The sequence below is a fragment of the Pseudomonas sp. PS01297 genome, assembly GCF_029959305.1.
In the GTDB taxonomy this organism is placed as follows: domain Bacteria; phylum Pseudomonadota; class Gammaproteobacteria; order Pseudomonadales; family Pseudomonadaceae; genus Aquipseudomonas; species Aquipseudomonas helleri.
On sequence record NZ_JASCPQ010000004.1, the window covers coordinates 84,625 to 111,094 of the forward strand.

At 59.7% G+C, this 26,470-nt stretch carries 21 protein-coding genes; 15 read left to right on the plus strand and 6 right to left on the minus strand.

Annotated features, from left to right (window positions below; all coding sequences use genetic code 11):
- Positions 1–29 precede the first annotated feature (29 nt).
- Complete coding sequence (locus tag QMX84_RS03055) at positions 30–4,886, minus strand: NAD-glutamate dehydrogenase (RefSeq protein WP_282363102.1); 4,857 nt, start codon at positions 4,884–4,886, stop codon at positions 30–32.
- Positions 4,887–5,383: 497 nt separating this feature from the next.
- On the opposite strand from QMX84_RS03055, the gene QMX84_RS03060 reads away from it, so the two are divergent.
- Positions 5,384–5,740, plus strand: coding sequence for a hypothetical protein (locus QMX84_RS03060; RefSeq protein WP_282363103.1), 357 nt, complete (start codon positions 5,384–5,386; stop codon positions 5,738–5,740).
- A 42-nt stretch (positions 5,741–5,782) separates the two neighbouring features.
- Positions 5,783–6,532 carry an amidohydrolase family protein gene (locus QMX84_RS03065; protein WP_278939813.1) on the plus strand — a complete coding sequence of 250 codons (750 nt, stop codon included), beginning with the start codon at positions 5,783–5,785 and terminating at the stop codon, positions 6,530–6,532.
- Here QMX84_RS03065 and QMX84_RS03070 read toward each other — a convergent pair.
- Positions 6,517–7,365 (minus strand): DMT family transporter, encoded by an 849-nt coding sequence (locus QMX84_RS03070; RefSeq protein WP_278939846.1) that lies wholly within the window; start codon positions 7,363–7,365, stop codon positions 6,517–6,519. The genes QMX84_RS03065 and QMX84_RS03070 overlap by 16 nt on opposite strands.
- Positions 7,366–7,491: 126 nt before the next feature.
- Between QMX84_RS03070 and QMX84_RS03075 the strand changes: the two genes are divergently transcribed.
- The 10 genes from QMX84_RS03075 (at position 7,492) to QMX84_RS03120 (ending at position 21,020) form a co-directional block, all read left to right on the plus strand.
- Positions 7,492–8,358, plus strand: coding sequence for a LysR substrate-binding domain-containing protein (locus QMX84_RS03075; RefSeq protein ID WP_282363104.1), 867 nt, complete (start codon positions 7,492–7,494; stop codon positions 8,356–8,358).
- Between the two features lie 320 nt (positions 8,359–8,678).
- Positions 8,679–9,638 (plus strand): MoxR family ATPase, encoded by a 960-nt coding sequence (locus QMX84_RS03080; RefSeq protein ID WP_016780594.1) that lies wholly within the window; start codon positions 8,679–8,681, stop codon positions 9,636–9,638.
- Positions 9,639–9,640: 2 nt separating this feature from the next.
- On the plus strand, positions 9,641–10,585 hold the full coding sequence (locus tag QMX84_RS03085; RefSeq protein ID WP_048370278.1) for a DUF58 domain-containing protein: 945 nt from the start codon (positions 9,641–9,643) through the stop codon (positions 10,583–10,585).
- A complete protein-coding gene (locus tag QMX84_RS03090) occupies positions 10,582–11,076 on the plus strand; it encodes a DUF4381 domain-containing protein (protein WP_282363105.1) in 495 nt (164 codons plus the stop codon). The genes QMX84_RS03085 and QMX84_RS03090 overlap by 4 nt, the downstream gene beginning before the upstream one ends.
- Positions 11,069–12,145, plus strand: coding sequence for a VWA domain-containing protein (locus tag QMX84_RS03095; RefSeq protein ID WP_282363106.1), 1,077 nt, complete (start codon positions 11,069–11,071; stop codon positions 12,143–12,145). Before QMX84_RS03090 ends, QMX84_RS03095 begins: the two co-directional genes overlap by 8 nt.
- Entirely contained in the window at positions 12,142–13,881 is a 1,740-nt protein-coding gene (locus QMX84_RS03100; protein WP_282363107.1) for a tetratricopeptide repeat protein, read from the plus strand. The genes QMX84_RS03095 and QMX84_RS03100 overlap by 4 nt, the downstream gene beginning before the upstream one ends.
- Entirely contained in the window at positions 13,878–15,512 is a 1,635-nt protein-coding gene (locus QMX84_RS03105) for a protein BatD (protein WP_282363108.1), read from the plus strand. The genes QMX84_RS03100 and QMX84_RS03105 overlap by 4 nt, the downstream gene beginning before the upstream one ends.
- 38 nt (positions 15,513–15,550) lie before the next feature.
- Positions 15,551–16,795 carry an exonuclease SbcCD subunit D C-terminal domain-containing protein gene (locus QMX84_RS03110; RefSeq protein WP_282363109.1) on the plus strand — a complete coding sequence of 415 codons (1,245 nt, stop codon included), beginning with the start codon at positions 15,551–15,553 and terminating at the stop codon, positions 16,793–16,795.
- A complete protein-coding gene (locus QMX84_RS03115) occupies positions 16,792–20,433 on the plus strand; it encodes an AAA family ATPase (protein WP_282363110.1) in 3,642 nt (1,213 codons plus the stop codon). Before QMX84_RS03110 ends, QMX84_RS03115 begins: the two co-directional genes overlap by 4 nt.
- Positions 20,430–21,020, plus strand: a complete 591-nt coding sequence (locus QMX84_RS03120) for a glutathione S-transferase (protein WP_282363111.1) — start codon at positions 20,430–20,432, stop codon at positions 21,018–21,020. The genes QMX84_RS03115 and QMX84_RS03120 overlap by 4 nt, the downstream gene beginning before the upstream one ends.
- 234 nt (positions 21,021–21,254) lie before the next feature.
- Here QMX84_RS03120 and QMX84_RS03125 read toward each other — a convergent pair whose 3' ends face one another.
- On the minus strand, positions 21,255–21,794 hold the full coding sequence (locus QMX84_RS03125; RefSeq protein WP_282363112.1) for a cytochrome b: 540 nt from the start codon (positions 21,792–21,794) through the stop codon (positions 21,255–21,257).
- Entirely contained in the window at positions 21,791–22,873 is a 1,083-nt protein-coding gene (locus QMX84_RS03130) for a catalase family peroxidase (RefSeq protein ID WP_282363113.1), read from the minus strand. The genes QMX84_RS03125 and QMX84_RS03130 overlap by 4 nt, the downstream gene beginning before the upstream one ends.
- Before the next feature lie 184 nt (positions 22,874–23,057).
- Here QMX84_RS03130 and QMX84_RS03135 point away from each other — a divergent pair, with 184 nt between their 5' ends.
- Positions 23,058–23,564, plus strand: coding sequence for a sigma-70 family RNA polymerase sigma factor (locus QMX84_RS03135; protein ID WP_282363114.1), 507 nt, complete (start codon positions 23,058–23,060; stop codon positions 23,562–23,564).
- Positions 23,561–24,310, plus strand: a complete 750-nt coding sequence (locus QMX84_RS03140; RefSeq protein WP_262125793.1) for an anti-sigma factor — start codon at positions 23,561–23,563, stop codon at positions 24,308–24,310. Before QMX84_RS03135 ends, QMX84_RS03140 begins: the two co-directional genes overlap by 4 nt.
- A 47-nt stretch (positions 24,311–24,357) precedes the next feature.
- Here the strand turns inward: QMX84_RS03140 and QMX84_RS03145 are convergent, their stop codons facing one another.
- Together QMX84_RS03145 and QMX84_RS03150 are read right to left on the minus strand one after the other, a co-directional pair.
- Positions 24,358–24,543 (minus strand): hypothetical protein, encoded by a 186-nt coding sequence (locus QMX84_RS03145; RefSeq protein WP_282363115.1) that lies wholly within the window; start codon positions 24,541–24,543, stop codon positions 24,358–24,360.
- Positions 24,544–24,560: 17 nt separating this feature from the next.
- Positions 24,561–25,289 carry an alpha/beta fold hydrolase gene (locus QMX84_RS03150; RefSeq protein ID WP_282363117.1) on the minus strand — a complete coding sequence of 243 codons (729 nt, stop codon included), beginning with the start codon at positions 25,287–25,289 and terminating at the stop codon, positions 24,561–24,563.
- A gap of 169 nt (positions 25,290–25,458) precedes the next feature.
- On the opposite strand from QMX84_RS03150, the gene QMX84_RS03155 reads away from it, so the two are divergent.
- On the plus strand, positions 25,459–26,415 hold the full coding sequence (locus QMX84_RS03155) for a helix-turn-helix domain-containing protein (RefSeq protein ID WP_282363118.1): 957 nt from the start codon (positions 25,459–25,461) through the stop codon (positions 26,413–26,415).
- Positions 26,416–26,470: the final 55 nt, after the last annotated feature.

Genomic DNA, 26,470 nt, shown 5'->3' on the forward strand with positions numbered 1-26,470 from the left:
GCCGGGGCTTTGTTTTACTGCTCAGGCTGTCAGAGCCCTGTTTGACCGCTCAACGCCAGATCCAGCAGCTCACGGTTGGCCACGGCATACATCGCGTAGTCGTTACCGGTAGCAGCACGCAGGTCGACCAACATCGAACGCCAGCGCTCAACCATCGACTGGTTCTGCTCAAGCCACAAAGCTACGCGTGCTTCGATTTCAACCGGGGCATCAGCCATCTGCAACACCGACACGGTGATTGCGCGCTGCTGCCAGTCGATGTCGTCACGGAAGGCCTCGCGGGCCAGCGCCTGCCAGTTGTTCTCCACCGGCAAGTTGCTGATCTGCTGCAAGTACCAGGTCAGGTCCAGTGCGCTGCCCACGGCAAAGTACGCTTTGGCCACATCCGCGGCGTTCTGGCCGGTGACGTCAGACGCCTCGATGATTGGCAACAAGGTGTACAGGTGCGTGGTGCCTGCCACCATGCGCGACAGCAACTCCGGCACGCCTGCATCAACGTACGCCTGATAACGAGCCTCCCAGCCTTCGCGGGTCGGGCCTTCCAGCAGTTCGTTGAGCTTGAGGCCCAACGCAGCCAGATGCGGACCAAAGTGCGCAACATCGCGCGCTGCGTCCAGTTCGTTACGACGGCTACGCAAGAACCAGCGGGTGGCACGACGGCCCAGGCGCATCAGTTCGTCCATCAATGCCAGCTGAATTTCGGCCGGCACTTGATAGTCCAGCGCTTCGATCTGACGGAACCAGTGCGGGAGGTGGAAAATGTCACGCACGATGACATAAGCCCCGGCCACGTTGGCCGCGCTCATGCCAGTCGACTCTTTCAGGCGCTCCACAAAGGTGATGCCCATGTGGTTGACCAGGTCGTTGGCGATCTGCGTGCTGACGATCTCGCGCTTCAAGCGGTGTCTGCGCATCGCTGCGGCAAACTTGTTGACCAGCATCGGCGGGAAGGCCGTTTCCATATCGCGGGTCAGGTAGTCGTCATCCGGCACCTGGGAGTTAAGCAACGCCTCCTTGAGATCGATCTTGCTGTACGAGATCAAGACCGACAGTTCAGGGCGTGTCAGCCCATGACCCGCGGCCACGCGCTCGTTGAGCTGCTCTTCAGACGGCAAGAACTCGATGGCGCGGTCCAGCTTGCCACGGGCCTCCAGGTCGTTCATCAGACGCTTGTATTCAGCAATGCGCTCATAGGCACGACGCGCTGCCAAAGAAATGGCCTGCGTCTGCTTATAGTTGTTGCCCAAGACCAGCGCACTCACTTCATCGGTCATGCTGCCGAGCAGTTGGTTGCGCTGCTTCTCGGTCATATCGCCTGCCTGCACTACTTCATTGAGCAGGATCTTGATATTCACTTCGTGGTCAGAGCAGTCCACGCCGCCGGCATTGTCGATAAAGTCTGTGTTCGAGCCACCGCCGTTCAGGCCAAACTCCACACGGCCCAGTTGGGTCATGCCGAGGTTACCGCCCTCGCCCACCACCTTGCAGCGCAACTCGTTGCCATTGACGCGCAGCGCATCGTTGGCCTTGTCACCCACATCGGCATGGCTTTCCGTGCTGGCCTTGACGTAAGTACCGATACCGCCGTTCCACAACAGGTCTACCGGGGCCTTGAGCAAGGCATTGAGCAGCTCGGTCGGGGTCAGTTTGTCGGCAGTGATCGCAAAGCGCTCTTTCATCTGCGGTGAGATGGCGATGCTTTTCGCACTGCGGGAGAAGATCCCGCCGCCCGCTGACATGATGCTGGTGTCGTAGTCCGACCAGGCCGAACGTGGCAAATCGAACAAGCGCTGACGCTCGGCAAAGCTGTTGGCTGGCTCAGGATTAGGATCGATAAAGATGTGCAGGTGGTTAAAGGCCGCGACCAGCTGCAATTTGTCAGACATCAACAAGCCATTACCGAACACGTCACCGGCCATATCGCCGACGCCCACTACGCTGATGCTGTCTTGCTGGACGTTGATCCCGCGCTCTCTGAAGTGACGCTGCACGCCCACCCAGGCACCACGGGCGGTAATGCCCATTTTCTTGTGGTCATAACCGGCCGAACCGCCCGATGCGAAGGCGTCACCCAGCCAGAAGCCGTAGTCAATGGCAATACCATTGGCAATGTCCGAGAAAGTAGCCGTGCCTTTGTCCGCCGCGACCACCAGGTACGGGTCATCGTCGTCATGACGCACCACGTTCAACGGCGGCACCAGCGCGCCATCCTTGAGGTTGTCAGTGATGTCCAGCAGGCCGGAGATGAAGATGCGGTAGCAAGCGATAGCTTCAGCCTGTACTTCATCACGGCTACCGCCCAGTGGCAGACGACGCGGGACAAAACCGCCCTTGGCACCCACCGGTACAATCACCGAGTTCTTCACTTGTTGGGCTTTTACCAGACCCAGCACTTCAGTACGGAAGTCTTCTTCACGATCCGACCAGCGCAAGCCACCACGGGCCACGTTGCCGAAACGCAAGTGAACGCCTTCAACCCGAGGCGAATAGACAAAAATTTCAAACTTCGGTACCGGCTTGGGCAGCTCTGGAATCAGGTGCGGGTTGAACTTGAAGCTGAAATACGAACGGTTCTGGCCATTGGCATCCGGCTGGTAGAAGTTGGTTCGCAGGGTCGCTTTGATCAGGTCCAGATAACGTCGCAAGATGCGGTCTTCGTTGAGCACCTGAACGTCGTCCAGTGCGGTCAGAATCGCTTGCTCCAGACGCTGTTGCTTGTCTTCCAGGTCTTCGGCGGTCAGCTTGCGCGCCAGATAGAAGCGGGTTTTGAACAACCGGGTCAACTCGCGAGCGATGTCGGTGTGGTTGTTCAGGGTGCTGGCGATGTAGCCCAGATCGAAGCCCAGGCGGATCTGCTTCAGGTAACGCGCATAAGCCCGCAGCAACGCCACATCACGCCACGGCAAACCGGCCGTCAGCACCAAGCGGTTGAACGCATCGTTCTCGGCATCGCCCTGAACGATATGCACGAAGGCATCTTGCAGCGTGTCGTTGAGCTGCTGGATATCCAGGTTCAAGCCTTCGCCAGCAGTAAAGGCAAAATCATGGATCCAGAACTCACGACCGTTGGCGTGACGCAGGCGGTATGGGAACTCGCCCAATACGCGCAAGCCAAGGTTTTCCAGAATCGGCAATACGTCAGACAACGCCAGCGGCGTATCGGCGTGGTACAGCTTGCAATGCAGTTCCTGCCCGGCGCTTTGGCCCAGCGGCTGGTAGAAACTCATCACCAGCGGTTTCTTTTCGCTGAGATTGGACAAGTGCTGCATGTCGACCACGGCCGAGTGCGCGGCAAAGCGCTCGCGGTAACCTGCCGGGAAGCCTTTCGGGAAGTCTGCCAGCACCTTGGTGCCATTGGCTTCACCGAAGCTTTCAACCACCAGGCTGGCGTAGTCGTCGTTCCAGCTGCGGCACGCCTGAACCACTTCTTTTTCCAGCAACAGCGGGTCGATGTCGATGCGGTTTTTCGGATCAACCCGCAGAATTAGTTGAACCCGCGCCAGCACGGATTCAGAGAAGAAGGTCCAGAACTCGCAGTCCGATGCTTGCAGACGGTCCATCAGCACTTGCTGAATCTTCTGTCGCACCTCGGTGGAATACACGTCACGCGGCACGTAGGCCAGGCAGTAGCAGAAACGCCCATACGGGTCTTTGCGCAGGAACACGCGAATCTTGTTGCGCTCCTGGATTTGCACAATCGACATCACGGTGCTGAACAGCTCATCCACCGGGGTCTGGAACAGGTCATCACGGGGCAGGACTTCCAGCACCTGCGCCAACTCTTTGCCCAAGTGAGCTTTGGCCTGGAAACCCGAGCGGCGCTCGATCTCGTCCACTTTGCGACGGATATAAGGAATCACACGCACGCTCTCGCCATACACCGACGAGGTGTACAAGCCCATAAAGCGGCATTCCTTGATCACTTTGCCATCCGCGTCGATCTGGCGGATCGACACGTAATCCGGGTACGCCGGGCGGTGCACACGGCTCGGGTGGGCAGCCTTGGTGAACGACAGCAGGGTCGGTTCTCGCAGGTAGCTCACCGCATAATCTTCGATACGCAGGTCTTCAGCGGTCAAGCCGACGCGCAGCAGCTTGGTCAGGCCGAGGAACGACTGCGGGTCATATTCGATATGGCCGCCGTCTGCCTCGTCACGTACCACAAACTCTTCATAGCCCAGGAAGGTGAAATGGTTGCCCAGCAGCCACTCCAGAAAGCTCTTGATCTCGGCTTTTTCACCCGCATCCACCGCGTACGGGCAGTTGTCGACACTGGCCAGCAGTTCCCTGACCTTGGCCTTCATCGGCTCAAAGTCAGCCACGGCGATGCGCACTTCACCCAGAACCTGCTCCAGTTCCTTGCTCAGTACATTCAATTCAGCGGCGTTCGAGCAGCGGTCAATCTCAAGGTACATCAACGACTCTTGCGCGATACCTTCACCGGTAGTGCCTTTGGGCAGGATTTCCAGCAACTCGCCCTTGCTGCCACGACGCACGCTCAATACGGTGGTTTGCAGGGTGTGGATGCTGTAACCACGGCGGTTCAGCTCGGTACGCACCGAGTCCACCAGAAACGGCAAATCGTGGTGCAGCACTTCAACCGCAGTGTGGGTTGATTGCCAGCCATGACGCTCGTAATCGGGGTTAAACACCCGCACTTGCGGCTGGTCCGGGTCAAAGCGCTCCAGCAACCGCCAGGCCGACAGGGTGCAGCCGGCGAGATCGGACATACGCCGTTGGGTGAGTTCGTCCAGTGAAATGATGCCGAAGAATTGCTCAGCAAACAGGGCTACTTGTGGCAGAGCCTGTTCACTGACGTGCTGGGCCAGTGCAGATTGCAGTTGATGCTGGAAGTCGGCTTTGCTGGCTGCGGTGAAGAACGCCATCTGTGGTACTCCGCTTGGGCTTGTTATTGAGAGAAGCGTCGCGTGCTATTCCCGCTTGGGGGACCTGTCACTACTGTGCTCAACCTTCAAGAACACAACGTGACAGGGAGGTGAAGCTGGCTGAAACCCTGAGGTCACAACATTATTCCGGGATGCTTATCGGTAAAAACGACTGCCAGGTCCACAGGCTGCATGTTTAGCGATAACCACCAACAACGCAGCTTAACGACTGCATCGCCCGGCCTGCTTGCGGTGCGGCGACATATTCGGTCATGGGGCGGCAATCTTGTGACCCGGACAGCAACAACCCTAGCAGTGGAGATTCATAAAACTTCATAAAAACGCCTTAATTTCTGTCGGCAGTATCAGAAATATCTGACACGAAATAACAGGCCATCAGCCACCTACCAAGATTGAGCCAGCACAAAAACGCGCGGGCTGGCAAAATCGCCGCTTGTTCAGTGATTAGATGCGCTCAGCGCCAGGAATTCCCCACCATGCAAATGACCACCGCCCTGCTCATGGCCAATCCGTGTGACGACGAAGAAGACAACATGGCCATGCTGTGCTGCCACAGTGACAAGGGCGAAATGTTTCTGATGTCGCGCTACCCGGACGAGGACGAACTGGAAATCACCCTGGATGATGAGCCCTCCACCCTCGAGGGCGTAAAGGTCACACTCAGCCCGACGCGCCTGCTGATCGAAGTCGCGCCCGGCGATACCGACGTGCTGAACGGTAGCGACCACCTGGAAATCCTCCATAGCGCCGATGCCGATGAACTGGCCGAGATCGAACAAACCCTGAAAAACATTCTCGACGGTACCGGCACCTACATCAGCGAATTGAACTGACCCGCCAGAGCCCGAACCCGCACACCGACAGGTATGACCGCCATGCGCCAACTCTTCGATGCCCACTGCCACATCATCGACAAGGCTTATCCGCTGATTCCCAATAACGGCTACGTGCCAGACTTTTTCAGCGTTGATGATTACCTCGCGCGTACCCGCGATCTGGGCGTCGTCGGGGGCGCGGTGGTTTCAGGCTCGTTCCAGGGCTTTGATCAAACCTACCTGATCGCCGCGCTCAAACGCCTGGGCGCAGGCTTTGTCGGCGTCACCCAACTGCCCGCCAGCGTCACCGACGCCGAGCTTGAAGCATTGAACCAGCACGGCGTTCGCGCCCTGCGCTTCAACCTCAAGCGCGGCGGCTCAGAGCAACTCGACCAGCTCGAATCACTGGCCAAGCGCGTCTACGACTGCGTGGGCTGGCATTCAGAGCTGTACATCGACTCACGTGAACTGGCGCCGTTGTACGAGCGTTTGCTGCGATTGCCAGCGCTGAGCATCGACCACCTGGGGCTGAGCCACGAAGGTTTGCCGGCTTTGCTGCGCCTTGCCGAGCACGGGGTGCGCATCAAGGCCTGCGGTTTTGGCCGAGTTGATTTCGACGTGCCCCAGGTGCTTAACGACATTCACGCGGCCAACCCGAACGCCTTGATGTTCGGCACTGATTTACCGTCAACCCGCGCACCAAGAACCTTTGAAAACAATGATATAGACATTGTAGTTAATGCTTTGGGTGAAACCGGGGCGCAAAAGGCACTGTGGCAAAATGCCCGGGATTTTTATCGCCTGGACTGAGGTTCGCGACTCATCGCGATCACGCTCCCCAGCACTATAGCCGCCCCGGCAATCACTCCAACTGAAACTTCACCGCCCAACACACCCGCCGCCAACGCCATGGCGACGGGCGGGATCAGGTACATCACGCTGACCGAACGGCTGACTTGGGTGTGATTCAGTACAAAGCCCCATAACAAGTACGCCAACGCACTGGGAAACAAGCCAAGGATCAACACCGCCACATTCACCCGGACCGGCGCCTTGAGCACTTCGTCCGTCAGTCCGGGCCAGTACACGCAGAGCAACAGCGTGCCGCCCCAGACCATGTAACAGACTATGGTTAAAGGGCTGTAGCGAGTAGAAATGTGCTTTTGCAGCACAAAATAAATGCTCCAGGACAACGCCGCCAGTAACAGCACCAGGCCCTGCGGGTGGAACTCACCCACGCCTTTATCGCCCCAGATCACCACCACGACCCCGAGCAAGCCAACCGCGACCCACAACCAGCGCCAGCCGCTGACGCGCTCCTTGAGGCACACCGCCGCAATAAATGTGCTGAATAACGGCGCGGTTTGCGCCAGCACACTGGATGCGCCGGGGCTGACCCAACGCTGGCCCATGTTCAACGCCATGTGGTGCAACGCCACGGCGAACAACCCCAACAGCATCAACCAGGGCACATCCCGCACCCGAGGCACGCCAATGCCGATAAACAACGCGATCAACGCCATAAACAGCGATGCAATTAAAAATCGCAGCAAAGCCAGGTGCCCCGGCGAGTAGCTTTCCAGCCCGATATGGATGCCGATTGGTGAATAGGCCCAACACAACACGACAGCCGCCATGGCCATGGCCAGTTTGAAAGGTAACGACACGTTAGTGATCCTGAACCCATTGAAGTGGTGTTCAGTGTTTATCGCGCTCACGCGGGGCCACAAGTGAGATATAAAGAGCCCAGAATTCATCAGGAGTGAACAATGGAGCTGAGCCAGTTGCGCATGGTCAAGGCCGTGGCAGAGTGCGGCAGCATTGCGCTGGCCGCCGAACAGTTGCATTGCGTCCCGTCGAACATCACTACCCGCATCAAGCAGTTGGAAAGCGAACTGGGCACCGCACTGTTCACCCGCGCCGGTCGCGGCTTGCGCATCAGCGCAGCCGGGCAGGTGTTTTTGGGCTATAGCGAGCAGATTCTGGCGCTGGTCGATCAGGCCAAACGCGCGGTTGCGCCCCAGGCCGTGCCCGCCGGCAAGCTGCGCATTGGCGCAATTGAGTCCTGTGCAACCGGCAGACTGCCGCCCTTGCTCGCCGATTACCATCAGCGCTATCCGCAGGTCATCTTGGAACTGGTCACCGGCAAATCAAAACAACTGCTCGATGATGTTAAACATCACCGACTTGACGGGGCCATGGTTGCCGGCTCAATCACTCAAACAAAATTATCTAAAACAATGCTTTACAACGAACAGCTAGTGTTGATTGCGAGCCCTAAACTGGCGCCGCTTGCGCAACTGGCTGACGTGCACCGGCATATCGTGTTTATGTGGCCTCCCGGCTGCCCTTACCGGGCGGCGCTGGAAAACTGGGTGGCGGAACACGGGCTGGAAGTCAGCAAAATCGACTACGCCAACTGGGGCAGCATCATTGGTTGTGTCAGTGCTGGCGCAGGTTTAGCACTGATACCCGAAGGCATGCTTCAGCAGTTTGGCGCCTGCGCACACCTTGTCACTTACCGCTTCCCCGAACTTGCGCCCATGCCCAACCTGTTTTTCTGGCACAGCGAAACCGGCACGCATGCCGCACGCGACGCCTTTGCCGCGCTGCTGGTAGAGCACTTTGCGCCATAACACACAAAACCCTGTAGCCGCTGACGAGGCACGAGGCTGCGATCGGCTGCGCAGCAGACGTAAATGGGCCGCTGGGTTTATCCGCCAAATCGAGGTCTGAGGATTTACGATCGCTGCGCAATCGATCGCAGCCTCGTACCTCGACAGCGGCTACAACCCCACCCAAATGAACACCATTCTCAACAACCTGTCTGATTTGGTTTTTTTGCACAAAAAGGCCGCCTGCGATTAGTCCGAAACCCCCGCAATGGATTAAAGTAACGCCCCCGGCAATGGCGTAATTTATACGGCGTTGCAGTCCTTTTCAGGAACAGTCATCGATGGAACATCGTGAAGCGCTACTGGCGCTGCGAACCTTTCTTTCAACGCAGATTCTCGGTCAAGAAAAACTCATTGACCGCTTGTTGATCGCGCTGCTGGCTGACGGCCATATGCTGGTCGAAGGCGCGCCAGGCCTCGCCAAGACCAAAGCCATCAAAGAGCTGGCGGAAGGTATCGAAGCGCAGTTCCATCGCATTCAGTTCACCCCCGACCTGTTGCCTGCCGACATCACCGGCACTGAAATCTATCGCCCCGAAACCGGCAGCTTTGTCTTCCAGCAAGGCCCGATCTTCCACAACCTGGTGCTGGCCGACGAAATCAACCGGGCACCGGCCAAAGTGCAATCGGCCCTGCTTGAGGCGATGGCCGAGCGCCAGGTCAGCGTCGGGCGCAGCACCTACGAGCTGTCACCGCTGTTTCTGGTCATGGCCACGCAAAACCCCATCGAGCAGGAAGGCACCTACCCGCTGCCAGAAGCCCAGCTCGACCGTTTTCTGATGCACGTGAAAATTGGCTTCCCCGACGCGGCCGTCGAACGGCGCATTCTGCAACAGGCCCGTGGCGAAGCCCTCAACGGTGAAACCAAGCCTGAACGCCGGGTTAGTCAACAGGCCATTTTTGCCGCCCGCAAAGAAATCCTCGGGCTGTACATGGCCGATGCGGTAGAGGAATACCTGGTGCAATTGGTCATGGCGACCCGTACGCCCGGCAAATTCGACCCGGAAATGGCCGAGTGGATTGCCTACGGCGCCAGCCCACGTGGCTCGATTGCCCTTGACCGCTGCGCCCGTGCACACGCTTGGCTTGCCGGTCGCGACTTCGTCAGCCCGGAAGACATCCAGGCCGTGTTGTTCGACGTGCTGCGCCACCGTATTATTTTGTCATTCGAAGCCGAGGCGGCTGGCATCGACCAGGACCGCGTGGTGCAACGCATCCTTGACGTTGTTGCCGTTGCCTGACGATGACCGCCCTCCTGCCCGCCGAGCCCGGCATTCGTGTGACCCTCACCGAACTGATCGAGATGCGCCATCGCGTGCGCGAGGTGCAGCTGTTCTCCACCCCCGGGCACCGCAGCCCGTTGGTGGGCTTGCACCACTCCAAGTTGCGCGGGCGCGGGGTCGACTTCGATCAGGTACGGATTTATCAGGCCGGGGACGATGTTCGCACCATTGACTGGCGCGTCACCGCACGCACCCAGGAACCGCACACCAAGATGTTCCATGAGGAGCGCGAACGGCCGATCTTCATCCTCGCCGAGCAAAGCCGTCGGCTGTTCTTCGGTTCGGGGCTGATGTTCAAGTCGGTGCTGGCCGCCCAAGCCGCGAGCCTGATTGGTTGGGCCGCACTGGGCCATAACGACCGCGTGGGCGGCCTGGTGTTTGGCGACCACGAGCATTACGAAATCAAGCCACGGCGCAGCAAGCAAAGCCTGCTGCAGTTGCTCAACCGCTTGGTGCGGGTCAATCAGTCGCTGCACACCGAAGTCCAGTCAGACCGTGATGCACTGGGCATGGCCTTGATTCGCGCCCGCGAGGTGCTGCGCCCCGGCAGTCTGGTGGTGGTTATTTGTGATGAGCGGGCACTGACCGACGCCGCCGAACAGCAATTGAGCCTGTTATCACGCCATTGCGACTTGATCCTGCTGCCGTTGTCTGACCCACTGGATCACGCCCTGCCCGCCGCCGGGCTGCTGCGCTTTGCCGAGCGCGGAGCCCAACTGGAGCTAGACACGCTCAACTATGATTTGCGTCAAGCTTACCGTGCTCAGGCCGAAGCCCGTATTGCCCGCTGGGAGCTGCTCGCGCAAAAGCTGCGGGTATTGCTGATGCCCCTCAGCACGCAAAGCGAAATGATCGAACAACTGCGTGAGTTCCTGAACGCCAAACGCCCCGGCAAATCGTCATGACCGAGCTCGAACACCTGCAACCGCTCATCACCCCGCCGGCGATTGGCCTGTGGCCACCGGCGCCGGGCTGGTGGTTGCTGCTGCTCCTGATTCCAGCTCTGGGCTGGGGTTTGTGGTGGTTGCGCCGTTACCTGCCCGCCAAGCGTCAATTGGCCACCACCGAACAGCCCCTTGACCCGGTCCGCGTGGCGGCCCTGGAAGAACTGGCACGTTTCACCAAACCCTACGATGGTGCGCCTGCCGGTGCCTGGCTGCAGCAACTCAACGGCCTGCTCAAACGCTTGTGCCGCAGCCACTACCCGTACAGCCAGAGCCACACGCTCAATGGCCGCAAATGGTTGGCGTTTCTTGATAACCGCTGCCCGGCGGCCGGTTTGACCCGCTGGATGGTGCTGGTAGAAGGCGCGTACAAGCCCGAGTGCAAACTCGACGACAAGGCCATCGCCGGGCTCAATCAAGCGGTTGAAACCTGGATTCGCAAACATGTTTGAGTTCGCCTGGCCCTGGCTATTCGCCTTACTGCCACTGCCCTGGGTGATGCGCCTGGTACTGCCGGCTGCCGACAGCGGCGAACCCGCACTTAAAGTCAGTTTTTTGGGCGATCTCGAAGAGCTGGCCCGGCGCAAGGCGCGACCCAACCTGCCCTCGCTGCGTCAGCAAATTCCGTATGTGCTGCTGTGGTTGTTATTGCTGACCGCCGCTGCCCGTCCGCAATGGCTCGGCGAACCGCTGCCGATTGCCGCCAGCGGCCGCGATTTGTTGGTAGCCGTGGACGTCTCGGGCTCCATGGACTACCCGGACATGCACTGGCACAACGAGGACATCACTCGCCTCGACTCGGTGAAAAAGCTGCTGGGCGACTTTCTTGAACACCGTGAAGGCGACCGTGTCGGTCTGATCCTTTTCGGCAGCCAGGCGTATCTGCAAGCGCCATTGACCTTTGATCGGCACACCGTTCGCACCTGGCTCGACGAAGCGCGCATCGGCATTGCCGGTAAAAACACGGCCATCGGCGACGCTATTGGTCTGGCCGTCAAGCGCCTGCGCCAACGTCCGGCGCAGAGCCGGGTGTTGATCCTGGTCACCGACGGCGCCAACAACGGCGGCCAGATCGATCCCTTGACCGCGGCCCGCCTGGCGGCTGAAGAAGGCGTCAGAATCTACCCGATCGGGGTTGGCTCCGACCCGCAAGAAAACACCGCCAAGGGTCTGTTCAGCATTAACCCGGGCGTGGACCTGGACGAGCCGGCCATGGAAGAAATCGCCCACATTACTGGCGGCCGCTACTTCCGTGCCCGCGACGGTAACGAACTGGCAGCCATCAAAGACACCCTCGACCAACTTGAACCTGTCGCCCAGCAGCCCACTCAGGCACGCCCGGCGCAGGCGCTCTACAGTTGGCCTTTGGCTGGCGCACTGCTGCTCAGCGTGCTGCTGGTGATCCGCGAGCTATGGCCCAACCATCCGCTGCAACGTTTACTGAGCAAGGAACACTTTCTGCCTCAAAATCCTGACTGGCGCTCGCGGCTCAAACGCCTGCGTCTGCGGAGACGCCGATGAGCGCGCTCTGGCCCCATTGGTTTCGTCCCGAATGGCTGCTGGCACTGCCGCTGCTGTGCTGGCTGCTATGGAAACTCTGGCACCGGCAAAAACGCGCCGGGCGCTGGCAGATGATCCTGCCCGAAGCTTTTCATCGCGTCTTGCTCAGCGGCGGTAATGGCCGCGACAGCAAACTGCCGTGGATTGCCCTCGGCCTGGCCTGGTTGCTGGCCCTGTTTGCCTTGCTCGGCCCCAGTTGGGAACGCGTTGAACAGTCCGCGCAAAAACCGGCCGACCCGCTAGTGGTGATGCTTGAGCTGACCCCGCAAATGCTCGCGACCGACAGCCAGCCCAACCGCCTCGAACAGGCACGGCGCAAACTCTACGACCTGCTGCAAAGTCGCAGCGATGCGCAAACGGCAATCATCGTCTACGCCGGTAGCGCCCACACCCTGGTGCCGCTGTCCGATGACATGGCCACCAGCCGCAACCTGCTCGAAGCGGTCAAGCCATCGATCATGCCGCAACCCGGCAATCGCGCCGATCTGGCCGTCAACAAAGCCCTCAAGCTGCTGGACCAAGGCGCGCTGGGCGAAGGCCGCCTGCTGCTGGTGACTTCATCGCTCAGCGAACAAGAGCGCGCTGGCATCCGCAAGGAACTGGACGGCCACACGCCGCCGCTGTTGGTACTTGGTGTCGGTACACGCGAAGGTTCGCCGGTGGTCGAAGAAAACGGCGAATTTCTGAAAGATGCCCAGGGCGCCATCCTCCTGCCACGCCTCGACAGCGCGAGCCTGCGTGCCTTTGCCGAAGACGTAGGGGGCAGTTACCGACAAGCAAAACTGGATGACAACGACCTGCGCGGCCTGGGTTTGCTCGATGGCCCGCAACATTTACGCGACGACGGCCAGACGCTGCGCCTGGACACCTGGTCTGACCAAGGCTACTGGCTATTGCTGCCACTGCTACTGCTGGCCGCGTGCGCGGGCCGTCGTGGCTGGCTGTTCTGCCTGCCGCTGCTGTTTATGCTGCCTCAACCCAGCTATGCCTTTAGCCTGACCGATCTGTGGTTGCGCCCCGACCAACAAGGCCAGCGCCTGCTGGAGCAGAAAAAACCGTTACAAGCCGTCGAACACTTCAAAGACCCGTTGTGGCAAGGTCTGGCGCTGTATCAGGCGGGCGATTACAGCGCGGCGGCTCAGCGCTTTGCCGAGGTCAACAGTGCCAGCGCGCACTACAATCGTGGTAACGCATTGGCCATGAGTGGTGAACTCGAGGCGGCGATTGACGCCTACGAGCAAGCTTTGGAGTTGCAACCCGACCTGCAAGTCGCCGCGCAGAACAAAGCGCTGGTCGAGCAAGTGCTTGAGCAAAAACGCGAACTAGACACACCGCCGCCGGACAAAGTGCCGGAGAAACCCGCCGAACCCGACGACACCGATCCGTCCGTCAGCAGCAGTAATGCCACAACCACCGGCGAAAACGGCCAGCATGATCAAAGCAGCGCGGCCACCGACCCGGCCGCCCATGCCAACCCGGACGACGCCGTTGAACCGCCACCGGCTGGCAACGAGCCCGGCAACGAACCGGAAGAACAAACCACCACCCGTCCACCCGCCCCGAGCACAGATGTGCTGGATGACGAACACCACCAGGCGCTGGAGCAATGGCTCAGACAGATTCCCGACAACCCCAGTGAATTGCTACGACGAAAATTTTGGTACGAACAGCAGCAACATCAGGACTCGCCGCAATGAATCGCTTCTGCGTTTTACTCTTTTTGCTCTGTTGCTGGACAGTGCCCGCCCATGCGCTGGGACTGGTCGCCAGTGTTGACCGCGATCAGCTCAACTCCGGTGAAACCGTCGAGCTGACCCTTGAGACCAATGACGCCACGCTGTTCGGCAAACCCGATCTGGCGCCGCTGGATACCCTGTTTGAAGTGCGCGGCACGCGTCAAGTCAACCAACTGACCACGCTCAACGATGACAACAAAGCCACCACGCGCTGGATCATCACCCTGCAACCCAAGCAGACCGGCACCGTGACCATTCCATCCCTGCAAGTGGGCGATTATCACAGTTTGCCGATCAACCTCACGGTGACCCAGAGCAGCGCCAGTGATTCCGAGCTGGCCCCCGTGTTCATTGAAGCCAGCCTCGACCAGCCGAGTGTGTACGTACAAGCCCAGGCGATATTGACCCTGCGCGTTTATCACTCGGTCGCGCTGTACGACGACAGCAACCTGACCCCGCTGCACCTGCAAGACGCCATTGTTGAGCAACTGGGCGAGTCGCGCACTTACGAGAAACTGATCAATGGCGTGCGCCACGGCGTAATCGAGGTGCGCTACGGCATCTACCCGCAACACAGCGGCGAGCTGCAAATTCCCGCGCTGACCTTCAGCGCGACACAGGTGGACAACCAGCCCGGCAACACCTCGACGCCCAGCGCGCCAAAGCCCGGGAAAATGGTCCACGTGACCTCGACCGAAATCCCGTTGCAGGTCAAACCCAAACCTGAAGACTATCCGGCCACTGCCGCCTGGCTACCGGCCCGCAGCCTGAGCCTGAGCGAAAGCTGGAACCCCGAGCCGGATCACTCCAAAGTGGGCGACTCGCTAACCCGCACCTTGACCCTCAAGGCCGAAGGCCTGTCCAGCGCCCAATTGCCGCCGCTGCCCGCCACCGACGTGAATGGCTTGCGGCGTTACCCCGACTTGCCGCAACTGAGCAATCAGGTCACTGACAACGGTCTGATCGGCAGCCGCGAAGAGCGTGAAGCCTTGGTGCCGACGCGAGTAGGCCAGGTGGAACTGCCCGCCGTTGAACTGGTGTGGTGGAACACCCACGAAGACCGTCTAGAGCGCAGCTACCTGCCCGCCCGCACCTTGCAGGTGGCGGCCAATACCAGTCTGGCAGCCGATACGCCGACCGGCGCTGGCCCGATCGCCGACAGCGATGACTCATCGCTGTGGCTGTGGCAACTGAGCACCCTGCTGCTGGCCTGTACTACATTCATTGGCTTCGGCCTGTGGTGGCGCGCACGCTGGCAACCGGCCATTCTGCGAGCTGCGCAAACCGGTCCGAGCCCACGCACACTGCTCGACGACATCAAGCGCGCCAGCTTGGCCAACGACCCGCAGGCCACACGCCAGGCGCTGGACGCCTGGGCGCGGCAACAACCAGAAACCCTGGCCGAAATGGCCGCACGTTTTGTACTGCTGTCCGATGCACTGGATGGCCTCAACGGCGCGCTCTACAGCGAAACCGGCCAGTACTGGCAAGGTGAAGAACTGTGGAAAGCGATTCGCAGCATCCCGGCCGCCGAACGCGAGCAGGACACCGCCAGCGAATCCAGCAGCCTGCCGCCGCTCTACCCCAAATAATCGCGGGTACGCTTTACCCTTTTTAAACGGATTTTGTTATGCGCCTGTTTCACACTTCCGACTGGCACTTGGGGCAAAACCTCCACGGCCAGGAACGCGACTTCGAACACGCTTGCTTTCTGAGCTGGCTACTCACCCAACTGGCCACTGAACAACCCGATGTGTTGCTGATTGCCGGGGACATTTTTGACACCGTCAACCCGCCAGTCAAAGCTCAGGAACGCCTGTACGACTTCATCGTCAGCGCCCACGAGCAACAACCCAAGCTGACCATCGTGATGATCGCTGGTAACCACGACTCCGGCTCGCGTATCGAATTGCCAGCGCCGTTGATGCGCCGTTTGCGTACCCATGCACTGGGCCGTGTGCTGTGGCTCGATGATGGCCAGCTGGATGCCGAACGCCTGTTGATTCCGCTGCCTGACGCCTCAGGCGAGATCGCCGCATGGTGCCTGGCCCTGCCCTTCTTGCGCCCGGCCGAAGTGACCGGCGCACACTTGGGGGATGATTACCTGCGCGGTATTGGCCAGGTCCACGAATGGCTGATTGAAGCGGCCAACGCCAAACGCAAGCCCGGGCAAGCGCTGATTGCCATCAGCCACGCGCACATGGCGGGCGGTTCGGTGTCCGAAGACTCGGAGCGCAGCCTGATCATCGGCAATGCCGAAGCCCTGCCCGCCAGCCTGTTCGGCCCCAGCATCAGCTATGTGGCGCTGGGCCATCTGCACAAACCGCAACGGGTGAACAGTGAAGAGCGCATCCGCTACTGCGGTTCGCCGATCCCGCTGTCGTTTTCCGAGATCGGCTACAAGCACCAGATTCTCGACGTCAAACTCGACGGCGAAGCCCTGGTCAGCGTCGAAAGCCGCTTGATCCCGCGCGCCGTTAATCTGCAACGGGTCGGCCCGGCGCCACTGCTTGAGATTCTCGGCCAACTGGCGGAGTTGCCGGACATTGACCTGTTGGCCGACACCCAGCGCCAACCGTGGCTTGAAGTGCGGGTCAAGCTGGACGAGCCGCAACCCGACTTGCGCCAGCAAATTGAAACCGCCCTGCTGGGCAAAGCCGTGCGCCTGGTGCGCATCTCTGCTGAATACGCCGGTAATGGCAGTCGCGCCGGGGACAACGACGCCGCGCAATTGATCGAGCTGGACCAATTGACCCCGCAAGAGCTGTTCAGTCGCGCCTGGCAGGACAGCTACGGCAGTGAAGCCGACGAGCAAACCCTCAAAGACTTTGCCGTGCTGCTGCAAGAAGTCCAGATGGAAGGTGAACAGCCATGAAAATACTCGCGATTCGCCTGAAAAACCTGGCTTCACTGGCTGGCCCTTTTGAGCTGGACTTCACCGCCGAGCCACTGGCCAGTGCCGGGCTGTTTGCAATTACCGGCCCCACCGGCGCCGGTAAAAGCACCTTGCTCGACGCCCTGTGCCTGGCCTTGTTCGGTGCAGTGCCGCGGCTGAACCACACCGGCCGGGATGCCAAGGTCCCGGATGCCGACGGCGAGATCGCCACCGGTGACCCGCGCACCCTGCTGCGGCGCGGCACCGGCGAAGGCTATGCCGAAGTCGATTTCGTCGGCATTGATGGCCGCCGCTATCGTGCTCGCTGGGAAGCCAACCGCGCCCGCGAAAAGGCCAATGGCAAGCTGCAAGCCAGCCGCCAGAGCCTGCGCGATCTGAACAGCGATCAACTGCTGGCCAGCCAGAAAAGCGATTACAAAGTGCAGCTGGAGTCACGTCTGGGCCTGAACTTCGAACAGTTCACCCGTGCCGTAATGCTGGCGCAAAGCGAGTTCAGTGCGTTTCTTAAGGCCGATGACAACGAGCGCAGCGAACTGCTGGAAAAACTCACCGACACGGCGCTGTACACCCGTCTCGGCAAGCGTGCCTTCGACAAAGCCAAAGAAGCCCGCGATGCGCACAAGCAACTGCAAGATCAAGCCGTCGGCGTGACCCCGCTGGAGCCCGATGCCCGTGCCGAGCTGGACCAGCGTCATAGCGAGGCGCAACAACTGCTGAAAACCCGGCAAAGCCAGCTCAAGCAACTTGAACAGCAACACACGTGGCTCAAAACCCTGCGTGAGCTGCAAGAACAGCAACAGAGTGCCGCCGAACAGCTCCAGCAGGCCCAAGCCCAGTGGGACGGCCAGGCCGAGCAGCGACAAACCCTCGAGTTACTGGAGCAACTGGCGCCCCAGCGTCATCAGTTCACCCGCTTGGCCGAACTGGACACGCAACTCAGCCCACTGGCCGAGCAGATCGCCGGGCACTTGCAACAGCAAGTGGAGTTGAATCAACGCCAGACTCAACTGCAACAAGCACTCCAGACTGCCCAACAGGCGGCCAATCAGGCCCAGGCCGAGCTACGGGATGCCGCACCGCATCTGCAAAAAGCCCATCTGGAACACGCCAATCTCACGCGTCTGACCCAGGCCCTGGACGCGCAACAGGCGCTTAAAAAGCAGGCTGAAGACGCTTGCGCCGAAGGGCAAAAGGCCTTGAATGGCCTGCTTGAGCGCCAGCAGCAAGGCACAGAACGCTTGGCGCAGATCGCTGCGCATCTGGAGCACAGCGCCGAACTGGCCCCCTTGGCCAATGCCTGGGACGGTTACCGTCGCGGCCTGCAGCAATTGGTGCGCCTGAGCACCACGCTGAACAAAGGCCGTGAAGAATTACCAGCGCTGGAACAACGCGCCAGCCAGGCAGCTCAGCAGCTCACTGAACTGCACAGCAGCCTGGAAATCTTGTTCCAGGAAGCCGCTGCCGAACCCCACGCCGTCAATGAGCAGATCCAGACCCTGGGCAGCCTGCTGGCTGACAACCGTCAGCAACAGCGCGCCTTTGAAGACTTACAGCGCCTGTGCAGTAGCCAACTGGCCCTTGAAGCGCGTTTACAGGCGGTGCAGGTCAAACTGCAAAACCTGCAAACCGAACGCGAAACGCTCATCGGCCAAGGCACCCAGACCAAAAAAGAATTTGAAGCTGCCGAGCAAGCCTTGCGCGTGACTCAGCAGTTGCTTGAACGCCAGCGCCTGGCCCGCAGCGCCAGCGTCGAAGAGCTGCGCGCACAGCTTCAGGACGATCATCCCTGCCCGGTCTGCGGCAGCCATGAACACCCGTATCACCAGCCTGAAGCGCTGTTGCAGAGCCTGTCGCGCTTTGACGAGGAAGAAGAGACCCATGCGCGCAAGACGGTCGATGCCCTCAAGGAAACGCTCAACCAGTTGCGTGAGCAACTCGCCGGGGTCAACGCGCAACAGCGCGAACTGATACAGCAGCATCAGCAACTTGGCGAAGAAACTCAGGCGCTGGCCCCTGGCCTGGAAGCCCATCCGCTGTATGCGCAATGGCAAGGGCAAGACCCGGCCAAGCGTGAAGGCTGGCTGACTCAACGCTTGAGCCAGTTGCAGCACAGCATCAGCCAAGACGAACAACGTCAAAACGCTCTGCTCGCCCTGCAAAAAGAAGCTGCTGCATTGCAGCAACAACTGCAACGTAGTACCGAAGCCAGCCAGCAAGCCACACAGCAACTCAGCGAGCAGCAACAACACCTCAAGGCTGACACGTTGCGCTTTGAGGAAGAACTGGCCGAGTTTGCCAATCTGCTGCCCAAGACCACGCTGGCGGCACTGCGTGAAAACGCCTCAGCCTGCTTTATGCAGCTTGATCAGCAGGTCACCCATCGCCTTGAACAACTGGATCAACAGCGCGATGAACAGACTGAGCAGACTGAACGCGCCGGCCGCATCGAGCGTGAGCAGTATCAGCAAGCCACCCATACTAAAGAGCTGGATGCCCTGCAACGCAACGTAACTGAGTTGCTCGAACAACAGCAGGCAGGCCAGCAAAGCCTCAAGCAATTGCTGGGTGATCACCCGAGCGCCGAACAGTGGCAGCACCAGCTTGAGCAGGCGCTTGAGCAGGCACGCAACGCCCAGACCCACGCCAGTGAAGCGCTGCAAGCCACCGACCACCAATTAGTGCAACTGGCAGCCCAGCTCAAGGCCCAACAAGAGCGCCTGCACGCCCTGCAAACTGAACACAGCAGTGTGAGCGAACAGGTCGAGCAATGGCGCGGGCAGCACTCAGCGCTCGACACGGTCCGTTTGCAACAATTGCTGAGCTTCGACGACACGCACATTCGCGACCTGCGCCAGCAGCTGCAAGCCAGCGAAAAAGCCGTCGAACAAGCCCGCGTCCTGCTCCAGGAACGTGAGCAACGCCTCAACCAGCATCAAGCGCAGGCCAATGGCAACCTTGATGCCCAAGCGCTTGAGGTTGCCCTCAATGAACTGAACGCGCTAATCGCCGCCAGCGAACAACACGTGGCAGAACTGCGGGCGCAACAGGCAGAAGACCAACGTCGTCAGGAAGCCAATCAAGCGCTGGCGCAACGTATCGCCCAAGCCTATGAAGAATGGCAGCGCTGGGCGCGTCTGAGCGAGCTGATCGGTTCGGGCACCGGCGATAAATTCCGCAAGATCGCCCAGGCCTACAACCTCGACCTGCTGGTACACCACGCCAACGCCCAACTGCGCCAACTGGTTAAACGTTATCGCCTCAAGCGCGGCGGCAGCATGCTCGGTTTGCTGGTGATGGACACCGAAATGGGCGACGAACTGCGCTCGGTACATTCGCTATCCGGCGGTGAAACCTTCCTGGTGTCGTTGGCACTGGCCTTGGGGTTGGCGTCGATGGCGTCCAGCACGCTGAAAATCGAGTCGCTGTTTATCGACGAAGGGTTTGGCAGCCTGGACCCTGAATCTTTGCAATTGGCCATGGATGCCCTCGACGGCCTGCAAGCCCAAGGGCGCAAAGTTGGGGTGATATCCCACGTACAGGAAATGCATGAACGCATTCCGGTGCAAATCCAGGTGCGGCGCCAAGGCAATGGCCTGAGCACCGTGGAGGTCAAATGACCGGCAACGTGCTGTATTCCTTCCGTCGCTGCCCGTATGCCATGCGGGCGCGCATGGCCCTGCGTTACAGCGGCGTGCCGTTATCGACTGTAGAAGTCAGCCTCAAGGCCAAGCCGGCTGAAATGCTCGCGCTGTCGCCCAAAGGCACCGTACCGGTATTGGTCTGTGCCGATGGCCGGGTGATTGAGCAAAGCCTGGAGATCATGCACTGGGCCTTGGCCCGGCATGACCCGGACAACTGGCTTGGTCCGGACAGTGCGGCGCTGATTGAAGAAAACGACCAGGTCTTCAAGGTCAACCTTGACCGCTACAAATACGCCATCCGCTACCCGGAACAGCCCATGGAGCACTATCGCGCCCAAGGGGCGGCGTTTTTGCAGCGCCTGGAAGTGTTGCTTGAGCAGACCCCTTACCTGGCTGGCGACACCTTGAGCCTGGCGGACATTGCCCTGGCACCGTTTGTGCGCCAGTTCGCCCACGTCGACCGCGACTGGTTCGAACAAGCGCCATACCCCCGCCTGAATGCCTGGCTGGAACGGTTTTTAGCGTCGGAACTATTTATCTCCGTCATGACTAAAACCGCCTGACAGGATTTTCGCCAACTTGTAGTCGCTGCCGAAGCATGAGGCTGCGATGCGGGCCGCAGGACCGCCGCTTTGGGGTCGCTACGCAACCCATCGCAGCCTCATCCTTCGGCAGCGGCTACAGGATTTTCGCCAGCCTTGTAGCCGCTGACGAGGCACGAAGCTGCGATGCGGGTCGCAGGAACGCCGTCTTGGGGCAATTCGCAGCCTCATGCTTCGGCAGCGACTACAGGGTCTTCAATCCTTGCCCCGCACCATGCTTTCCAACACCCCGTCACGGCGCACCCAGCCGTGGAACAACGCTGCCGCCAAATGCGCCAACACGGTAAAAAACAACAAATACGCCAGGTACGTGTGGGTCTTGCGCAAGAACGCAAAGGTGCTTGGGTTAGCCGGCAGGATGGATGGCAGTTGCAAGGAGCTGCTCAACATCACCGGGTCACCCGCCGCCGAGATCATCGCCCAACCGATGAGCGGCAGGCTGAACATCAGTGCGTACAGCAACACGTGAGACAGTTTTGCAGCCAGAACCTGGACCGCCGGCATATCAGCAGGCAACGCCGGTTGATGGGTGGTAAAGCGCACAAACAGCCGCACAATCACCAGCAGCAAGATGGCAATCCCCAGGGGTTTGTGCAGGTTGAGCAACCATTCATGCCGCTCGGAGACAGAGGCCGCCAGCCCCGCCCCAATAAACAGCATGGCAATGATCATCAACGCCATCAGCCAATGCAGCAGGCGCGCCAAAGGTGCGAAATGCGTGTTAGAGGTGCTCATGGACGCTTCTCCTGGGACAACTGATCAACTTCACTGGTACGCCGCAAATAAGAACTGGCATAGGCGGCCGAGCGTGCAGCCAGCAAGGGGTCGTCCGAGCCTTCAATGCCATTGGGCAAAATCAACGGGTCGTAGTTGATGTCACGGCATTCGCCATCGTTTTGTGGCTCCGCACTTTGCAGCACCAAGGTCCCCGCATTGACCACCTTACGGCTGGCTGGCCAGGTTTTACTCGCATCGTTGACCGAGTCCCCCGTGTCGGCCAACGTCAGGTTGAACTGCCATCTCAATGGCCCGGCCGACAATCGCTGCACCAAGTCTTTTTCCAGGTAGTCCGCATCATTGGGGGCCGTTGCCCCGGCGGCATCCTGACCTTCCGGCACCACGCCCCAGCGCACGGCCTGACGCTGCCCGGCAGCATTCACCAGATAGAACGCGTTAATCCCGTTGTAGCTTTCAGTCGCAAAGCTGGCCGAGGGTTTGGCGGTTTTCACCCATTGCAAAAAGGCTGCGGTTTCAGGGTGTGCAGCAAAAAACGTCGGCATGGCGTCGGGCTTCGGCTTGCCGGTAGCCGGGTCCGGCGTCCCCGCTTGCAACATCGCATAGAACGCTTCAGGCGTGCCCACCGGGAAGACTGGCATGCTGTTCATCCCGGTTCGCCATTGCTGACCATTGGCCTGTGTAAAGCGCAACGCCAAGCTGCGGATCGGCACACTGCTGTCCGGCGCGTAGGGGTTGCCGCTCGGCAAGGCAAAGCGGCCCACGACCGGAGTACGACCGGTTTCAAAGACTTGTGCGCGGGACAACGACTGAGCATTGCCGTTGCTCTCGAAATACCCGATCACGCACATGCCTTTGGCATGGTTACGCCGATACCCCGGATGCACGCCATTGTTGCGCTCCAGGGCATTGACCAGGGTTTTGGGCCGCAAGCGTTCGGCATCCAGCGTGCCGTTGACGTAAAAGAAGGTTGTGGCGATGACCGCTACCACTGCGCCAATACCCGCCAGACGCAGCAACACACTTGCGGGGCTCAATGCCGCTTTCACGGGCCGTACGGGCGGTAATTGATCTACCATAAAGTGTTCCTTGGCCACGGGCCATCAGGTGGATGACCTATGAGACGCAGGCCGATCAGGCTTATTCCCGGCGCCAGGCAATTATTTTCAGATTATTTATTTTCAAGCCCAGGGGAATAAAGGCTAAGACTGATCGTCTTCATGACGCTGATCCGATTAACAGACCCACCCGGCGCCAGTCACCATGCATCCATTTGACGAGCAATTGCGCGAACTCATGCCGAGCCTCAGGCGCTTTGCCCTGTCGTTGACGCGCCACGCCAGCAATGCCGACGACCTGGTGCAAAATTGCCTTGAGCGCGCCCTCGGCAGCGTCGCCAGTAAACGCCCGGACGGTGATTTACGGGCCTGGCTGTTTACCATTCTGTACCGCCAGTTTGTCGACAACCATCGGCGCACCCGGCGCTATGCGCGGATGCTGGAGTTCTTTACCGGCCGCGACGAGGCGCAACCCTCTACCGAGCGCACCGTAATAGCCCAAACCACGCTGCAAGCATTCGACCAGTTGAGCACCGAGCAACGGGCGCTGCTGTTATGGATTTCTGTGGAGGGATTGAGTTACCAGCAAGTGGCCGACATCCTTGAAGTGCCGATCGGCACAGTGATGTCGCGTCTGTCACGCGCACGCCAGGCCCTGCGCGCACTCAGTGAAGGCGAAATTACCCGCCCTGCTTTGCGGAGACTTAAATGATCACCACCCCGCCCAGTGAGCACGACCTGCATGCTTACGTCGATCACGCGCTCAGCGAGTCTGAACGACAACAGGTCGAGCGCTATCTAGACGCCCACCCCGAGGCCGCCGCCCGGGTTCATGCCTGGCAGCGAGATGCACAAAACCTTCGTACGGCGTTGCAGCAAACCCTCCAACAACCGGATAACCCGGCACTCGACCCTGCGGCCATTCGCCAGCGCCAACGTCGCCAGGCCACGCGTCATTGGGCTACGGCGGCGGTCTTGTTGATTGCAGTGAGTGTGGGCGGGCTCGGCGGCTGGCAGGCCCGGCAAATGACCTTGAGCCCGGCCATCCTGCCGATGACCGACGCACTGGCAGCACATCGCATGTTTGCCGAACAGGGATTTCTGCCTGCCGACTACAAGGTCGAGCAAAGCAGCGACATGCAAGCCTGGATGGATCGTTATTTCAGCCACGCCGAACGCCTGCCGGACTTGAGCCGCGCAGGCTTCAAACCGGTCAGTTGCCGCTTGCTCACAACCGATCAAGGCGGCGCGGCAATGGTGCTGTATGAAAACCCGCAGGGGCAGCAAATCAGCTTTTACATCCGCCCGCCAGGCCCGCAAAACAGTCTGCTGCCCCGAGGCAGCCGACGCGATGGGGACTTGCAGGCCGACTACTGGTCAGGCCCCGGCTATAACTACGCCATGGTCGGCCCCGCTGAAGGGCCGACTGCAAAGTTGCTGAATACGCTGAGCTTTTGACCTGCCATCCAGGCCCGGTGATTGCACCGGGCCGCGTCAGGTGCTGACTATAGGCCGGTAGAAATTCGCGCCATAAATAGACGTGTCAGGTTGGCGACCTGTTCGGTTTGCTCATCAAGTGCGAAGTGTCCAGCCTCCAGAATATGAACCTCGGCGCCGGGCACATCGTCCTTGTAGCGCAAGGCCCCCGGCACGATAAACGACGGGTCGTATTTTCCCCACATAACCAGCATGGGTGGCTGGTTGGCCTTCAACCATTGTTGCCATTTAGGGTAAGAGGCGACGTTGGTCCGATAGTCGAGCAGCAGTGCCGACTGGATTGTCCGCTGCCAGGTCGGGAGATGGCAGCAAATTCGTCCTCCCAGGCATCCGGGTTGTAGCGCTCGGAATGAGGGCTGGTACCCAGATGACGCTGCTTCGTGCCCTCGAAGCCAATGAATGCTTCGACTTGTTCGGGGTGTTCGTCAGGTGCTTTCCAATACTCGGCTATATTCGCCCACTTAGCCCCCAGGCCCTCGTTATAAGCATTTGCATTCTGGATGATGATGCCGTGCAGTTTTTGTGGCGCTTCGAGGATCATTCTGAAGCCCACCGGGCCGCCATAATCCTGCATGAACAGCGTGTATTGATTGATGCCCAACTGCGTCAGCAATTGGCCCATGCTGTGAGCAAGATGATCAAACGTGTAGGCGTAAGTAGTGGCCGAGGGCGCGTCGCTTCTGCCAAATCCCGGATAATCGGGCGCGATGATGTGATACCGGTCCGCGAGCAGTGGTATCAGCGAATCCCACATCCTCGAAGACGAAGGGTATCCATGAAGCAGCACCAGGGTTGGGGCGCCCTTGGGGCCCGCTTCACGATAAAAAATCTTCACTCCGTCCACGCTGGACCAATGATAGCTGGTGGACTCACTGGTATACGGAATGGAAGGCACGGGGTCGGCCGCTTGTGCTGATGGGGTGAGCGAAAGAGTCGTCATAAGTGCTCCGAGCATGCAAAGGGTCGGTATGTTCATTGGCTTGATCTCTGAGGTACCTTTTTCAGGTGCAAAACACCTGCGATCAGAGTGGACGCATCTGAAAAACCGCACCATTGGCCCGATATACCTTCTTCGATAGAATCGGGCCAATCTTCTTAAGGCCAGCCCCATGGACAAACCTTTGACAGTTGCAGTCATCGCCTTTAATGACATCAGCCCGTTTCACCTTTCGGTCCCCTGCCTTGTGTTCGGCAAAGACCGCAAGGTGGGAGAGTCGCCCTGGTTCGAACTGGTGGTGTGTGCGGGCGAGGCTGGAGAACTGCGCACCAATGCCGGTTTCGCTGTCCATTGCGAGCATGATCTTAATGAGGTCGTGGGGGCAGATATTGTAATTGTGCCTAGCTGGCGCGATGTCACCGAAGCGCCGCCGCAGGCGCTCATCGAGACGCTTAAAGCAGCTCATGCAAATGGAGCGCTGGTTGTGGGTCTGTGTCTGGGAGCTTTCGTGCTTGCTCACGCAGGTTTACTGCAGGGCAAGCGGGCGACTACGCACTGGGCTTGGGCCGCGCATCTGGCTCACGACTTCCCTGAAATCCAGGTGGACGCGAAAGTACTCTACGTCGAAGCGCAGCAGGTTCTGACCTCTGCGGGGGTGGCTGCGGGGCTAGATTGCTGCATCCATATCGTCAGGCGCACTTATGGACGGGAGGTTGCCAATTCGTTGGCACGTCAGTTGCTCGTCTCACCACATCGGGACGGTGGCCAGGCCCAATTCATCAGCCAGCCAGTTCCTCAAGACGCCGCCGACCTGCGTCTCGGGCAACTAATGGACGGGCTTCGAGAAAACCTCAACCAGCCCTTCTCTATTGATCAAGTCGCGACAAAGCTGGCCATGAGCAGACGCAGTTTCACTCGCCACTTCAAGCTACTGACTGGCTCGACGTTTGGCCAATGGCTCATTAACGAGCGAATCAAAGCCGCGCAAGTACAGCTCGAAACGACTCATCTAAGCATGGAGAAAATCGCTGAGTCCTGTGGCTTTGGGTCAAGCCTCTCATTACGTCAACATTTTTCTTCGATGGTTGGTGTTAGTCCAACCGCTTACCGAAAGACCTATCAACGTTAGGTGCTGCACGAGCGGCTGGAGCAGGCCTGAATGTCTCGCGATCTATTAAAGGTCA

Coding starts and splice junctions, on each gene's coding strand:
- QMX84_RS03110 (WP_282363109.1), top strand. CDS start 15,551: ATGCGCCTGTTTCACACTTCCGACTGGCACTTGGGGCAAAACCTCCAC.
- QMX84_RS03095 (WP_282363106.1), top strand. CDS start 11,069: ATGTTTGAGTTCGCCTGGCCCTGGCTATTCGCCTTACTGCCACTGCCC.
- QMX84_RS03125 (WP_282363112.1), bottom strand. CDS start 21,794: ATGAGCACCTCTAACACGCATTTCGCACCTTTGGCGCGCCTGCTGCAT.
- QMX84_RS03065 (WP_278939813.1), top strand. CDS start 5,783: ATGCGCCAACTCTTCGATGCCCACTGCCACATCATCGACAAGGCTTAT.
- QMX84_RS03115 (WP_282363110.1), top strand. CDS start 16,792: ATGAAAATACTCGCGATTCGCCTGAAAAACCTGGCTTCACTGGCTGGC.
- QMX84_RS03135 (WP_282363114.1), top strand. CDS start 23,058: ATGCATCCATTTGACGAGCAATTGCGCGAACTCATGCCGAGCCTCAGG.
- QMX84_RS03085 (WP_048370278.1), top strand. CDS start 9,641: ATGACCGCCCTCCTGCCCGCCGAGCCCGGCATTCGTGTGACCCTCACC.
- QMX84_RS03080 (WP_016780594.1), top strand. CDS start 8,679: ATGGAACATCGTGAAGCGCTACTGGCGCTGCGAACCTTTCTTTCAACG.
- QMX84_RS03105 (WP_282363108.1), top strand. CDS start 13,878: ATGAATCGCTTCTGCGTTTTACTCTTTTTGCTCTGTTGCTGGACAGTG.
- QMX84_RS03130 (WP_282363113.1), bottom strand. CDS start 22,873: ATGGTAGATCAATTACCGCCCGTACGGCCCGTGAAAGCGGCATTGAGC.
- QMX84_RS03155 (WP_282363118.1), top strand. CDS start 25,459: ATGGACAAACCTTTGACAGTTGCAGTCATCGCCTTTAATGACATCAGC.
- QMX84_RS03090 (WP_282363105.1), top strand. CDS start 10,582: ATGACCGAGCTCGAACACCTGCAACCGCTCATCACCCCGCCGGCGATT.
- QMX84_RS03120 (WP_282363111.1), top strand. CDS start 20,430: ATGACCGGCAACGTGCTGTATTCCTTCCGTCGCTGCCCGTATGCCATG.
- QMX84_RS03075 (WP_282363104.1), top strand. CDS start 7,492: ATGGAGCTGAGCCAGTTGCGCATGGTCAAGGCCGTGGCAGAGTGCGGC.
- QMX84_RS03150 (WP_282363117.1), bottom strand. CDS start 25,289: ATGACGACTCTTTCGCTCACCCCATCAGCACAAGCGGCCGACCCCGTG.
- QMX84_RS03100 (WP_282363107.1), top strand. CDS start 12,142: ATGAGCGCGCTCTGGCCCCATTGGTTTCGTCCCGAATGGCTGCTGGCA.
- QMX84_RS03140 (WP_262125793.1), top strand. CDS start 23,561: ATGATCACCACCCCGCCCAGTGAGCACGACCTGCATGCTTACGTCGAT.
- QMX84_RS03145 (WP_282363115.1), bottom strand. CDS start 24,543: ATGCTGGTTATGTGGGGAAAATACGACCCGTCGTTTATCGTGCCGGGG.
- QMX84_RS03055 (WP_282363102.1), bottom strand. CDS start 4,886: ATGGCGTTCTTCACCGCAGCCAGCAAAGCCGACTTCCAGCATCAACTG.
- QMX84_RS03060 (WP_282363103.1), top strand. CDS start 5,384: ATGCAAATGACCACCGCCCTGCTCATGGCCAATCCGTGTGACGACGAA.
- QMX84_RS03070 (WP_278939846.1), bottom strand. CDS start 7,365: ATGGCCATGGCGGCTGTCGTGTTGTGTTGGGCCTATTCACCAATCGGC.